The organism is Vogesella amnigena (genome assembly GCF_042648905.1).
Classification (GTDB): Bacteria; Pseudomonadota; Gammaproteobacteria; order Burkholderiales; family Chromobacteriaceae; genus Vogesella; species Vogesella amnigena.
Genome location: NZ_JBHRYH010000017.1, coordinates 203,027 through 215,888, shown reverse-complemented (window position 1 = coordinate 215,888; position 12,862 = coordinate 203,027). Strand labels below are relative to the sequence as shown.

General features: G+C 63.5%; 11 protein-coding genes. 6 read left to right on the top strand and 5 right to left on the bottom strand.

Features of this window, described 5'->3' with window-relative positions:
* Window positions 1-50: 50 nt before the first annotated feature.
* Both trpE and ACFOKJ_RS08260 read right to left on the bottom strand, forming a co-directional pair.
* Window positions 51-1,517 (bottom strand): anthranilate synthase component I, encoded by a 1,467-nt coding sequence (trpE, locus tag ACFOKJ_RS08265; RefSeq protein WP_390278587.1) that lies wholly within the window; start codon window positions 1,515-1,517, stop codon window positions 51-53.
* A 237-nt stretch (window positions 1,518-1,754) separates the two neighbouring features.
* On the bottom strand, window positions 1,755-2,450 hold the full coding sequence (locus ACFOKJ_RS08260; RefSeq protein WP_390278455.1) for a phosphoglycolate phosphatase: 696 nt from the start codon (window positions 2,448-2,450) through the stop codon (window positions 1,755-1,757).
* Window positions 2,451-2,564: 114 nt separating this feature from the next.
* On the opposite strand from ACFOKJ_RS08260, the gene ACFOKJ_RS08255 reads away from it, so the two are divergent.
* Window positions 2,565-3,728, top strand: a complete 1,164-nt coding sequence (locus ACFOKJ_RS08255) for a hypothetical protein (protein WP_390278453.1) — start codon at window positions 2,565-2,567, stop codon at window positions 3,726-3,728.
* 110 nt (window positions 3,729-3,838) lie between these two features.
* Here the strand turns inward: ACFOKJ_RS08255 and ACFOKJ_RS08250 are convergent, their stop codons facing one another.
* The gene (locus ACFOKJ_RS08250) at window positions 3,839-4,564 is read right to left on the bottom strand and encodes an SDR family NAD(P)-dependent oxidoreductase (RefSeq protein ID WP_390278450.1); all 726 of its coding nucleotides are present in this window, start codon (window positions 4,562-4,564) and stop codon (window positions 3,839-3,841) included.
* Window positions 4,561-5,247, bottom strand: coding sequence for a ribulose-phosphate 3-epimerase (rpe, locus tag ACFOKJ_RS08245; protein ID WP_390278448.1), 687 nt, complete (start codon window positions 5,245-5,247; stop codon window positions 4,561-4,563). Before rpe ends, ACFOKJ_RS08250 begins: the two co-directional genes overlap by 4 nt.
* Window positions 5,248-5,356: 109 nt before the next feature.
* Here rpe and apaG point away from each other — a divergent pair, with 109 nt between their 5' ends.
* Together apaG and ACFOKJ_RS08235 are read left to right on the top strand one after the other, a co-directional pair.
* Window positions 5,357-5,734, top strand: a complete 378-nt coding sequence (apaG, locus tag ACFOKJ_RS08240) for a Co2+/Mg2+ efflux protein ApaG (protein ID WP_390278445.1) — start codon at window positions 5,357-5,359, stop codon at window positions 5,732-5,734.
* 67 nt (window positions 5,735-5,801) lie between these two features.
* Window positions 5,802-7,595 (top strand): ABCB family ABC transporter ATP-binding protein/permease, encoded by a 1,794-nt coding sequence (locus tag ACFOKJ_RS08235; RefSeq protein ID WP_390278443.1) that lies wholly within the window; start codon window positions 5,802-5,804, stop codon window positions 7,593-7,595.
* Window positions 7,596-7,655: 60 nt separating this feature from the next.
* Here ACFOKJ_RS08235 and ACFOKJ_RS08230 read toward each other — a convergent pair whose 3' ends face one another.
* Entirely contained in the window at window positions 7,656-8,297 is a 642-nt protein-coding gene (locus tag ACFOKJ_RS08230) for a hypothetical protein (protein ID WP_390278440.1), read from the bottom strand.
* A gap of 127 nt (window positions 8,298-8,424) precedes the next feature.
* On the opposite strand from ACFOKJ_RS08230, the gene ACFOKJ_RS08225 reads away from it, so the two are divergent.
* The 3 genes from ACFOKJ_RS08225 (at window position 8,425) to gyrA (ending at window position 12,862) form a co-directional block, all read left to right on the top strand.
* Window positions 8,425-9,243 carry a basic amino acid ABC transporter substrate-binding protein gene (locus ACFOKJ_RS08225; RefSeq protein WP_390278437.1) on the top strand — a complete coding sequence of 273 codons (819 nt, stop codon included), beginning with the start codon at window positions 8,425-8,427 and terminating at the stop codon, window positions 9,241-9,243.
* A gap of 72 nt (window positions 9,244-9,315) precedes the next feature.
* Complete coding sequence (locus ACFOKJ_RS08220; RefSeq protein ID WP_390278433.1) at window positions 9,316-10,059, top strand: amino acid ABC transporter permease; 744 nt, start codon at window positions 9,316-9,318, stop codon at window positions 10,057-10,059.
* Window positions 10,060-10,189: 130 nt separating this feature from the next.
* Window positions 10,190-12,862 carry a DNA gyrase subunit A gene (gene gyrA, locus ACFOKJ_RS08215; RefSeq protein WP_390278430.1) on the top strand — a complete coding sequence of 891 codons (2,673 nt, stop codon included), beginning with the start codon at window positions 10,190-10,192 and terminating at the stop codon, window positions 12,860-12,862.

The window sequence follows — 12,862 nt, the reverse complement described above, 5'->3', positions numbered from 1 at the left end:
AAAAGGCCCGCGCATCGCGCGGGCCTTGTTTTGTTAGCGGCTAGCTGCAATCAGGCATCCAGCCCCTGCTGCACCAGCGCGGCGGCGCGTACTACCGCGCGCGCCTTGTTCTGGGTTTCCTGCCATTCCGATTCCGGCACCGAGTCGGCGACGATGCCGGCACCGGCCTGCACGTACAGCGTGTCGTTCTTGATCACTGCGGTGCGAATGGCAATCGCCATGTCCATGTCGCCGGTAAAGCCCAGGTAGCCGACCGCGCCGCCATACACGCCGCGCTTGGTGGGCTCGAACTGGTCGATGATCTCCATCGCCCGCACCTTGGGCGCGCCGGACAGCGTGCCGGCCGGGAAGGTGGCCTTGAGGATGTCGATATTGGAGACATCCGGCTTCACCGTGCCTTCTACGCTGGACACGATGTGCATCACGTGCGAGTAGCGTTCGATCACCATATTGTCTGTCACGCGCACGCTGCCGGTGTCGGCCACGCGGCCAACGTCGTTGCGGCCCAGGTCCATCAGCATCACGTGCTCGGCGATTTCCTTCGGGTCGGCCAGCAGCTCGTCGGCCAGAGCCTGGTCCTCCTCGCGGCTCTTGCCGCGCGGGCGGGTGCCGGCGATCGGGCGCACGGTCACGGTATCGTCCTCGCGGCGTACCAGGATCTCAGGCGAGGCGCCCACCACGTGGAAGTCGTCGAAGTGGTAGTAGAACATGTACGGCGACGGGTTCAGGCTGCGCAGTGCGCGGTACAGCGACAGTGGCGCGTCGGTGTAGGGCATGCTCATGCGCTGCGACAGCACCACCTGCATGATGTCGCCGTCCAGGATGTACTGCTTGGCTTCGCCCACCGCCTGCTTGAACGGCTCCTGGCCGTATTCGGATACCGCCTCGGTGGCCGGCGACGGCAGCGACAGCGGAATTGCCACGTTGTCACGCAGCTTGCCGCGCAGCTGGTTCAGGCGGGCGTGCGCCTTCTGCAGCGCGTTCGGCACTGCCGGGTCGGCGTATACCACCAGGTAGAGCTTGCCGGACAGGTTGTCCACCACCGCCAGCTCTTCCGACAGCATCAGCAGGATGTCCGGAGTGCCGATCGGGTCCGGTTTCTGCGTTGCGGCCAACCTTTTCTCGACATAGCGCACGGTGTCGTAGCCGAAATAGCCCACCAGGCCGCCGGTAAAGCGCGGCAGGCCGGCAACCGGCGGGGTGTTGAAGCGCGCCATGAAGCTGTCGATGAAGCCCAGCGGGTCGCCTTCGTGGCGCTCGATCACCTTGTCGCCGTACTCCACCTGCACACTGTGCCCCTGCACGCGCAGGCGGGTGGTGGCCGGCAGGCCGATGAAAGAGTAACGGCCGAAGCGTTCGCCGCCCACTACCGATTCCAGCAGGTAGGAGTAGGGCTGGTTGGCCAGCTTGAGGTAGACCGACAGCGGGGTGTCCAGGTCGGCGAACAGTTCCAGGGTAACGGGGATGCGGTTGTAGCCGGCCGCGGCCAGCTCGGCAAATTGTTGTGGCGTCATGATGATGAAATCCGGGTGTCTTGGCAGTGGGCGCATGGGCGCCGGGTACGGTCAGGGCTGGGTGGCGCTTAGCGTTGCCATCGCCAGCTGGCACGATTGGGCAGGAATTTCATCGCGGATCGGATAAGAGTCATCAACAGAATATGCCGGGCTATTGTGGCCGAAAACCGTGCCGCCGTACAGGCGGCCGGCAGATCGGCGCCAGCGGGCAGGCACGGCGGGCTGGCGCCGAAGCCGCGCTCAGTCGCGGCGGTGCACGTGCGGGTCGCGCGATTGCTTGAGCAGGCTGTACAGATCCACCAGGCTGCCTACCACCAGGTCGGCACCCAGGGTGGCGGCATCGCGATAGCCATAGTCAACCGCTACCGCCACCGCGCCGGCCTTGCGTGCGCAGGTAACGTCGTTTTCCGAGTCGCCCACCAGCAGCATTTCCTGCGGCTTCACATCCAGCACGGCGGCGGCGTGCAGCAGCGGCAGTGCTGACGGTTTTTTCTCGTCCAGGCTGTCGCCGCCCAGAACCATGCTGAAGGCGGTATCGATGCCCAGTTGCTGCAGCAGCGGCATGGCCAGGAACTGCGATTTGTTGGTGATCACCACCAGCGGCAGGTCCAGCGAGCGCAGCAGGCCCAACGCATCAGCCACGCCTGGGTACATGCGGGTGTGCACGGTGAGGTGCTGGTGATAGTGGCGGATAAACAGGTTGAAGCCCTGGGTCCAGCTGGCTTCGTCGGCATGCTGGTCGAAACTGTCGGTGAGGGTGCGATGTACCAGGCTGCCCACGCCGTCACCCACGTAGGAGGCGACACGGTCCTGCGGCAGCGGGGCCAGATTCATGGCTTCGCGCATGGCGTTGGCGCTGGCGGCCAGGTCGGCAATGGAGTCTACCAGGGTGCCGTCCAGATCGAAGGCTACGGCTTTGATGTGCTTCAGATTCATTTGCGTCTATCGAAAACGGGTGAATGCGGCATTGTACCCGATGGTCACGGGCTTGTTTCCGCGGCCGGCAGTTGGGTAATATGCGCGGTTTCCAATGTCATGAAGCACTTCCCGATGCGACAACGCTCCCATACCGGCCGCCTGCTGGCGCTGCCGTTGGCATTGCTGCTGCTGGCCGGTTGCGCCAGTTCGCCACTGGCTGGCAAGCGCGCCGACGAGGCGGCGGTGGAGACCCTGTACCGCCACAATGTCGCCGCCCGTTACAACTTCAGCGGCGAATCGCGCATCACCAGCCTGCAGCTGCCGGGCAAGCAGCGCGCCGAACTGCAGGCGCTGGTGCAGACCCTGGCCGGCTCTTTCCGCCTGCAATATGCCGGCGCGGTGGATCTGACGCAGCAACGGGTGGAGCTGATTCCCACCCTGCGTTTCACCCGCCCGCATGCCGAGGCCTGGCTGCGGTTTCCGCTGCTGCTGCAGCTGGACACGCTGACGCTGTATGTCGATGGCTCGGCCATGAGCCTGCTGCTGCCGTCGCTGGAAAACAAACTGGTGAAATTCCAGCTGCCGGAAGAGAAGGCCAGGCAGCTGCCGGTCAGCGCGGTGCTGGCCGAGTTGCCGGACATCGTGCGCCGCGTCTATGCGGCGGTAGAGCGGCAGGCATACAGCTTCCAGCCGCTGACGGCTGCGGATGCGCAACAAGGCGTGGCCTATCGTATTCGCCTCAGCCTGGACCCGGCCGCCGGCCGGCTGCTGTCGCAGCGCATGGCTACCGAGCTGCTGGACAGCATCAAGCGCCATGGCGCCAGCGCGGAAGTGCAGGAAGTGGCCACCGGCCTGCTCAAGCTGGCGGAGGCGGACCCGCTGCAGCTGCGCTCGGAAAGCCAGACCGATCTGCTGGTCAACCGGCAGGGCAAGCTGCTGGCGCTGGAAGAGTCGCGCACACTGTCCACGCCGGGTGAGCAGGGGGTGAGTGTCGGCATGCTTACCCAGCTGAACATGAGCAACGAAGGCAAGCCGGTGTTTACCCTGCAGCCGTCTGCGGCCAACGTGGTGGATTACAAGGATGTCAGCCTGCCGGAGTGGCTGAAGCCATCTCCACCGGCCGATGAGGAGTCGGAGGCCGATGCTGCGGATGATGCGGGCGCGCTGCCGGACGATGCCTCGGTGCCGGCTGCCGAGGCGCCACCCGCCCCAGCGGTGAAGTCGGCGCCGAGCCACAAGGCTGCCAGGTCGACAAGCAAGAAGGCGCGCAAGCCGCTGTTGCCTCCCGCCAAATGAGCAACACCCCGCCACGGCGGGGTGTTGGCCAGTATTGACAAAGTCCTTTCGCGGCGCAGAAGGACTTTGTTTTATTAAGCAGACAGTCTGTCCGCAGACTGCGGCGGCGCTTACAGCTGGCGGATGTCCAGCACTGCCTGGCTGCCAAACGCCGGGCTGTGCAGATAGCCGATGATGCGCGCGGCAGCGTCCGCCGGCGAGGTCAGCTCGCCATCGGCCTTCAGCGCCTCGAAACGCGGGCGGCCCGGGAAGGCCGCCGGGTCGGCGCTGCGAATCTCGGCCTGCATGCCGGTATCCACCACGCCCGGGTACAGCGACACCGCCTGCACCGGTACGGCACGTTGCGCCTGCTCTGCCGCCAGGGTGCGGGTGAAGTGATCCAGCCCGGCCTTGGTGGCGCAGTACACCGCCCAACCCGGGTAGGGGTTGGCCGCAGCGCCGGAAGAGATATTGATGATGCGGCGCTGGCTGCTGGCCGGCGTGTGCGCCAGGAAGTGGCTGCACAGCAGCATCGGCGCGCTAAGGTTCAGCGCCACCGCCTGCAGCGTGGTGTCGTCCGGCAGTGCATCGGCGCTGGCGATGGGCTGCACGGTGCCGGCATTGTTGATCAGCGTGTAGCTGTCACCGTCACCCAACGCCGCCAGCGCGCGCTCCAGCACCAGTGGCAGCAACTGGCTGTCGGCCAGGTCGGCGTCCAGGGTGATCAGCTGCGGGTGCTCCGCCAGGCTGCTGCAGTCGCGGGCAATGGCCGCCACACGGTAGCCATCAGCCAGCAGCTGTGCAGTCAGCGCGGCGCCCAGGCCGCGCGAGGCGCCGGTGACGATGGCCGCTTTCACGCGCCTTGCACCTTGGCCAGTTCTGCACGCATGGCGTCGATCACTGCCTTGTAGTCCGGCTGGCCGTAGATGGCGCTGCCGGCCACGAAGGTGTCGGCTCCGGCGGCCGCCACTTCGGCGATATTGTCCACCTTGATGCCGCCGTCCACTTCCAGCCAGATCTCGCCACCGTGCTTGGCGGTGTACTCGTCGATGCGCTGGCGCACCGCGCTGACCTTGGCCAGGGTTTGCGGAATGAACTTCTGGCCGCCAAAGCCCGGGTTAACCGACATCAGCAGTACCATGTCCAGCTTGTCCATCACGTGGTCAAGGAAGGACAGCGGGGTGGCCGGGTTCAGCACCAGGCCGGCCTTGCAGCCAGCATCCTTGATCAGCCCCAGGGTGCGGTCGATATGGTCGGAGGCTTCTGGGTGGAAGGTGATGATGTCGGCGCCGGCCTTGGCAAATGCCGCCGCCAGGTTGTCCACCGGCTTCACCATCAGGTGTACGTCGATCGGTGCAGTGGTGTGCGGGCGGATGGCTTCGCAGAACATCGGGCCCATGGTGAGGTTGGGCACGTAGTGGTTGTCCATGACGTCGAAGTGGATCACGTCGGCGCCGGCGGCGATAACGTTGCGTACTTCCTCGCCCAGACGGGCGAAATCGGCGGACAGAATGGACGGGGCGATACGGAACTGGCTCATGGCGTGTGCGAAATGCGGTGCGGAAAATGGCCGCCATTGTACGCGATAGCAGCCGGGCGGCGCGACGTGGCGTAGAATCAGGCATCAGTTGTTGCCGCGAGAGGTTGCCGTGAGCCAGAAATATCACATCACAGTCGAGGCGCAGGCCTTCTATCTGGAAGAACATTCCAACGCCATCGACGACCAGTATGCCTTTGCCTACCGCATCACCATCCGCAATAGTGGCGAGGTGCCGGCGCGTCTGCTTACCCGCCATTGGTACATTACCGACGCCAACGATCACGTGCAGGAAGTACGCGGCGCCGGGGTGGTGGGCGAGCATCCACACCTGGCGCCGGGCGAGGAGTTTACCTATACCAGCGGCGCCACCATCCGCACGCCGTACGGCACCATGCGCGGCAGCTACCAGATGGAAGCCGACGACGGCACGCGTTTTGACGCCGATATTCCGGAGTTCCATCTCATCGCGCCGCGTGTGCTGCACTGAATCCTGTTGACCTATGGCAGGGGTTGGCCGCAAGGCCTGCCGCTGCCGTCTTTTCCTGCCTGAGTACATGCGACATTACGCCCACGCCGCGGCGCCGGCTCCCGCCGACCGCAACGATCTGCAAACCCTGAAAACCCTGCTGCCCTACCTGTGGCGCTTCAAGTGGCGCGTGCTGCTGGCGCTGAGCTGCCTGATTGCTGCCAAGGTGGCCGGGGTGATGACCCCGCTGTACCTGAAGGACATCGTCGACCAGCTGTCGGTGCGCGATGTGGTGCTGGCGCTGCCGCTGCTGGCGCTGGCCGGCTACGGCCTGGCACGCCTGCTGTCCAGCGTGCTGGGTGAGCTGCGCGACGCCATCTTCGCCCGCGTGGTGCAGGGGGCGGTGCGTAGCGTGGCGCGCGAGGTGTTCACCCACCTGTTCCGGCTGTCGCTGCGTTTCCACCTGGAGCGCCAGACCGGTGGCATGAGTCGCGATATCGAGCGCGGCACCAAGGGCATCGGCTTCCTGCTCAACTTCACCGTGTTCAACATCCTGCCGACGCTGGTGGAAATCACGCTGGTGGTGGGCATTCTGCTGCAACGCTACAACGTGTGGTTCGCGGTGGTGACCTTTGGCACCATTGCCATCTACATCGCCTTCACCCTGGTGATAACCGAGTGGCGCACGGTGTTCCGCCGCAGCATGAACGATCTGGATTCCAAGGCCAATAGCAAGGCCATCGACGCGCTGCTCAACTACGAGACGGTGAAATACTTCGGCAACGAGCGTTATGAGCTGCAGCGCTACGATGCCAACCTGGCGTCGTGGGAGCGCTCGGCGATCAAGAACCAGGTGTCTCTATCGGCGTTGAACGCCGGGCAGGGCGCCATCATCGCCACCGGGGTGACGCTGGTGATGTGGTTGGCCGCACGCGGCGTGGTGCGCGGCGAGATGACGGTGGGCGACGTGGTGCTTGTGGCTACCTTCCTGACCCAGCTGTGGGCGCCGCTGCATTTCCTCGGTTTTGTCTACCGCGAGATCAAGCACTCACTGGCCGACATGGAACGCATGTTCACGCTGCTGAACGTGGGGGCCGAGGTTGCAGACCGCCCCGGCGCGCAGCAGCTGGCCAGCCGCGAGGTGGCGATCTCGTTCGAACAGGTGAGCTTTGGCTACGATGCCAAGCGTCAGATCCTGCATGAGGTCAGCTTTGATATTCCCGCCGGCCATACCGTGGCGGTAGTGGGGGCCAGCGGCGCCGGCAAGTCTACGCTGTCGCGGCTGCTGTTCCGCTTTTATGACGTGTCCGGTGGCAGCATCCGCTTCAATGGTGTGGATAGCCGCGATATCAGCCAGGACAGCTTGCGCGCGCATATCGGCATCGTGCCGCAGGACACGGTGCTGTTTAACGACAGCATCTACTACAACATCGCTTACGGCCGGCCGGATGCCAGCCGGGAGGACGTGATCGAGGCGGCGAAGTCCGCTCACATCCACGACTTCGTGATGAGCTTGCCGGACGGCTACGACACCACGGTCGGCGAGCGCGGGCTGAAGTTGTCCGGTGGCGAGAAACAGCGGGTGGCGATTGCGCGCACCATTCTGAAGAACCCGCCGGTGCTGGTGTTTGACGAGGCCACCAGCGCGCTGGATTCGCGCACCGAGAAAGCCATCCAGGCCGAGCTGATGAGCATTGCGGCCAACCGTACCACGCTGATCATCGCCCACCGCCTGTCCACCATCGCCGACGCCGACTGCATCCTGGTGATGGAGCAGGGCCGCATCATCGAGCGCGGCAGCCATCGCGAACTGCTGGCGCAGGATGGACGCTACGCGCAGATGTGGCGGCTGCAGCAGGAGGGTGAGGCGGAGCCGGTGTGATTCCGGTTTGCTGTCGTAATGCACAACGCCCCGCAATGCGGGGCGTTGTTGTATGGCTGGTCAGTGCTGCCGCTTGCGTGTTGGCGGCAGTTTCTTTTTGGCCTTGCGCTGCTGGCTGGCTTTCAGCTGCCGTGCCTTGGTCGCGCTCTTGTCGGCCTTGAGCTGGCGGCTCTGGCTGAGCTTGCGGACAGCTTTCGGCTTGCCGTTGCGCAGCGCCTTCGGTTGTTGCGCTCTCCTGGTCTTGCCGGCTTGCAGCTGGCGGCTAGCGGTGCTGGCCTTGCTGCGTTGCAGTTTGCGCTTGCCACTCTGCGCCGTTGGTTGGCGCAGTTGCTGGCGCTTGCTCAGCCTGGTCTTGCGCTGCTGCAGGCTGCTGGCTTTGCTGCTGGCCTTGCGGCCAACCTGGGATTGGCGACTGCCGCGCTTGCTGCGCTGCTTTTCGGCGCGAGTCTGGCGTTTGGTGCTGACCTGCTGCTTGCCTTGCTGGCTGGCGTTGGCGCGGCTGGATGGCTCGGTGGCGGTTTTGCTGCTGCCAGGCTGGGTCGGTGGCGGCAGTTGCAGGGGTTTTGCCTTCGGTGGTCGTGCTGGTGCCGACTCCTGGAAATCGCCCGGCAGTGGGGTATCTTCGCCTTCGGCATGGCTGATGCTGGCAGAAAATGCCATGCAGGCAATAACCATGGTGGCAATGGTGCGAGTTAATTCCATTTGGCTGAATTTGCTGGTTTTACTGGGGAAGCAACAATCGTTGTGGCTCTCGGGCGAGGTTGCTATATTAGCACGCCGGTTGTTTGCACAATGAACAGACCGCTTTCCATACCAGGAGAACAAGGGAATGAAACAAACCAGAAGAACGCTGATCGCAGGCTTGTTGTTGTCTGTTTTTGCGCTGGCCGGTTGTGGCAAGAAACAGGAGGCCGCCCAGGAGGCTTCAGCTCCGCAGCCGGAGGCGTCTGCCGCCGCAGCGGGTGACCGTGAATACGTGGTGGGTACCGATGCCAGCTACGCGCCGTTTGAATTCCAGAACGACAAGCAGGAAATCGTCGGTTTTGATATCGATGTGCTGACTGCGGTTGCCGCCAAGGGTGGTTTCAAGGTCAAGTTCGTCAATACCCCGTGGGAAGGCATGTTCGCCACCCTGCCGCAGGGTGACCGCGACATTCTGTCTTCCGCCATCACCATCACCGATGAGCGCAAGCAGAGCATGGATTTCTCCGATCCTTACTTTGAGGCGCGCCAGCTGATCGCCATCAACAAGTCCAGCACCGACGTGAAGTCGTTCCAGGACCTGAAGAGCAAGAAAGTGGCCGTGCAGACCGGTACTACCGGTGACGAAGTGGTGCAGAAGCTGCTGGGCAAGACCAGCGCCAACATCAAGCGCTTCGAGAGCATGCCGCTGGCACTGAAAGAGCTGGAAAGCGGTGGTGTGGATGCCGCGGTCGGTGACAATGGCGTGGTGGCCAACTATGTGGCCAATAACCCGCAGCAGAGCATGGTGACCGTGGAAGACACCAAGAGCTTTGCGCCGGAGTATTACGGCTTTGCCGTGAACAAGGGCAATGCCGAGCTGCTGGCCAAGATCAATGCCGGTATCAAGGCGATCAAGGCCGATGGTACTTACGATCAGATTCACAAGAAGTACTTTGGTAACTAATAACTAGAGAAACGCAGGCGGTCGGTCTGGTTTGCAGGCCGGTCGCCTGTTTTGCATCAAGGAGGGACGAGCATGGATTTCCGTTGGGGCATGATTGCCGAGTATGCGCCGCTGTTCATCGACGGCATCAAGATGACGCTGGGCATTACGGTGATCGCCGTGGTGCTGGGCACCCTGATCGGGCTGTTCATGGGTATGGCCCGCCTGGCCGAAGCCAAGCATGGCGCCAGCAAGTATCTGCTGCGCTTTGGCGTGCGCCTGCCTGCCGGTGCCTATGTCGCGTTTTTCCGTGGCACGCCACTGTTCGTGCAGATCCTGCTGGTGCACTTCGCGCTGATGCCAATGCTGATCCATCCGGTGGACGGCATGCTGCTCAGCGGTGACGCCGCGCGCGAGATTCGCCAGAACTACGGCGCCTTCCTGTCCGGCCTGGTAGCGCTGACGCTGAATGCCGGCGCCTACATCACCGAGATCTTCCGTGCCGGCATCCAGTCCATCGACAAGGGGCAGATGGAGGCGGCGCGCTCGCTGGGCCTGTCCTATGGCCAGACCATGAAGCACGTCATCGTGCCGCAGGCTTTCCGTCGCATGCTGCCGCCACTGGGCAACGAAGCCATCATGCTGCTGAAGGATAGCTCGCTGGTGTCCGCCATCGGCCTGGCCGAGCTGGCATTTGCCGCCCGTACCGTGGCCGGGGTGTACTCCCGCTACTGGGAGCCGTACCTGACCATTTCCTTCATCTACCTGGCGCTGACCATGCTGATGGCGTGGGGTATCGGCAGCCTGGAGAAGAAGCTGCACATCGGTGCGCGCTAGAGCGTGAATGCTGTCGAAAAGGCCGGATTTTCCGGCCTTTTTTTGCGTCTGTCATCCGGCGTTGGCGGCGCTTGTGGCGGGGCTTTGTGGTAGAATGCGACCATAATTTTGCTCACGTTAACGGATTTCCATGACCGATCAGCTTTTTGCCAAGGAAACACTCCCGATTAGCCTGGAAGAGGAGATGCGCCGCTCCTATCTCGATTATGCAATGAGCGTGATCGTTGGCCGCGCCCTGCCGGACGTGCGGGACGGCCTGAAACCGGTGCATCGTCGTGTGCTGTTTGCCATGCACGAGCTGTCCAACGACTGGAACCGCGCCTACAAGAAGTCCGCCCGTATCGTGGGCGACGTGATCGGTAAATACCACCCGCACGGCGATTCGGCGGTGTACGACACCATCGTGCGTATGGCGCAGGATTTCTCGCTGCGCTACCCGCTGGTGGATGGCCAGGGTAACTTCGGCTCGGTGGACGGCGACAACGCCGCCGCCATGCGATACACCGAAATCCGCATGGCGCGTATCGCGCACGAGCTGTTGGCCGATATCGACAAGGAAACCGTGGACTTCGGGCCGAACTACGACGGCTCCGAGCATGAACCGCTGATCCTGCCGTCGCGCATTCCCAACCTGCTGATCAACGGCTCGTCCGGCATCGCAGTGGGTATGGCCACCAATATTCCGCCGCACAACATCACCGAAGTGATCAACGGCTGTCTGGCGCTGCTGGATAACGGCGAGCTGACCATCGACGAGCTGATCGACATCATTCCGGCGCCGGACTTCCCCACCGCCGGCATCATCTACGGTACCGCCGGCATCAAGGAGGCGTACCGCACCGGCCGTGGCCGCGCCATCATGCGCGCCCGCGTGCACTTCGAGGATATCGGCAAGGGCGACCGCCAGGCCATCATCGTCGACGAAATTCCGTACCAGGTGAACAAGGCTCGCCTGCTGGAGCGTATCAGCGAGCTGGTACGCGACAAGCAGATCGAGGGCATCTCCGACCTGCGCGACGAGTCGGACAAGTCCGGCATGCGCGTAGTGATCGAGCTCAAGCGCGGCGAAATGCCGGAAGTGGTGCTCAACCACCTGTACAAGCAGACCCAGCTGCAGGACAGCTTCGGTATCAATATGGTGGCGCTGGTGGATGGCCAGCCGCGCCTGTTGAACCTGAAGCAGATCATCGAGGAATTCCTGCGCCACCGCCGCGAGGTAGTGACCCGCCGCACCATCTTCGAACTGCGCAAGGCGCGCGAGCGTGGCCATATCCTGGAAGGCCTGGCCGTGGCGCTGTCCAACGTGGACGAGATCATCGCGCTGATCAAGGCATCCGAGGCGCCGCCGCAGGCCAAGGCCGCGCTGATGGCCAAGGCCTGGCGCTCCGAGCTGGTGGAAAGCATGCTCGCCCGCGTGGATCAGAATCAGGCACGCCCGGATGGGTTGGCCGAAAACTTCGGCATCAAGCCGGAAGGCTACTACCTGTCGGAAACCCAGGCCCAGGCGATTCTGGACCTGCGCCTGCAGCGCCTTACCGGCCTGGAGCAGGACAAGATCGTCGGCGAATACCGCGAGATCATGGACACCATCATGGATCTGATCGATATCCTGGCGCGCCCGGAGCGCATCAACCAGATCATCCGCGACGAGCTGAACGCCATCATGTTGCAGTATGGCGATGGCCGTCGCTCCGAGATCGAGCCGTTCGGTGGCGATATCAATATCGAAGACCTGATCACCCCGCAGGAGATGGTGGTGACGGTGACTCACGGCGGCTACCTGAAGGCGCAGCCGGTGGACGATTACCAGTCGCAGCGCCGTGGCGGTCGTGGCAAGCAGGCTGCTGCCACCAAGGACGACGATTTCATCGACACCCTGTTCGTGGCCAATACCCACGACTACGTGCTGTGCTTCTCCAGCTTCGGGCGCTGCTACTGGATCAAGGTGTACGACATGCCGCAGGGCGGTCGCACCAGCCGTGGCAAGCCTATCGTCAATGTACTGCCGCTGGCCGACGGCGAGAAGATCAACGCCATGCTGCCGGTGAAGGCATTCACCGGTAACGAGGCGGAGCTGGACGACGACATCGAAGTCAGCGACAAGGTAAAAGGGCCGTTCGTGTTCATGTGTACCGCCCACGGCACCGTGAAGAAGACGCCGCTGGAGGCATTCTCCCGTCCACGCAGCGCCGGCATCATCGCCGTGAAGCTGGACGAGGGCGACAAGCTGGTAGGCGTAGCGCTCACCAGCGGCAGCGACCAGATCATGCTGTTCTCCAATGCCGGCAAGGCCGTGCGTTTCGATGAGGCCAATGTGCGCCCGATGGGTCGCACCGCCGGTGGTGTGCGCGGCATGGCGCTGGCGGAGGGCCAGCAACTGATCTCGCTGCTGGTAGCCAACAGCGACGAGCAGCAGGTACTCACCGCCAGCGATGGCGGCTATGGCAAGCGTACCCGCGTGGGCGAGTTCCGCCACACCAGTCGTGGCACCCAGGGCGTGATCGCCATGGACCTTACCGACAAGACCGGTCTGGAGTTGGTGAGCGCCAGCCTGGTGGAAGACAGCGACGACGTGATGCTGATCACCACCGGGGGCGTGCTGATCCGTACCAAGGCGGCAGAAGTGCGCGAGACCGGCCGCTCGGCACAGGGCGTGCGCCTGATCAACCTGGACGAGGGCGAGAAGCTGATCTGCCTGGTCAAGGTGGCCGAGAGCGAAGACAGTTGCGAAGAAGAAGTTGAAGGCGAGGGCGACGAGCTTGCGGCCAACCCGGATGCTCCGGCAGCCGGCGAGGAAGCCTGA

Bases quoted from the DNA above. Each gene is read 5' to 3' on its own strand.
- ACFOKJ_RS08230 (WP_390278440.1), bottom strand. From the start codon at position 8,297: ATGGAATTAACTCGCACCATTGCCACCATGGTTATTGCCTGCATGGCA.
- ACFOKJ_RS08255 (WP_390278453.1), top strand. From the start codon at position 2,565: ATGCGACAACGCTCCCATACCGGCCGCCTGCTGGCGCTGCCGTTGGCA.
- ACFOKJ_RS08225 (WP_390278437.1), top strand. From the start codon at position 8,425: ATGAAACAAACCAGAAGAACGCTGATCGCAGGCTTGTTGTTGTCTGTT.
- ACFOKJ_RS08260 (WP_390278455.1), bottom strand. From the start codon at position 2,450: ATGAATCTGAAGCACATCAAAGCCGTAGCCTTCGATCTGGACGGCACC.
- rpe (WP_390278448.1), bottom strand. From the start codon at position 5,247: ATGAGCCAGTTCCGTATCGCCCCGTCCATTCTGTCCGCCGATTTCGCC.
- ACFOKJ_RS08220 (WP_390278433.1), top strand. From the start codon at position 9,316: ATGGATTTCCGTTGGGGCATGATTGCCGAGTATGCGCCGCTGTTCATC.
- gyrA (WP_390278430.1), top strand. From the start codon at position 10,190: ATGACCGATCAGCTTTTTGCCAAGGAAACACTCCCGATTAGCCTGGAA.
- ACFOKJ_RS08235 (WP_390278443.1), top strand. From the start codon at position 5,802: ATGCGACATTACGCCCACGCCGCGGCGCCGGCTCCCGCCGACCGCAAC.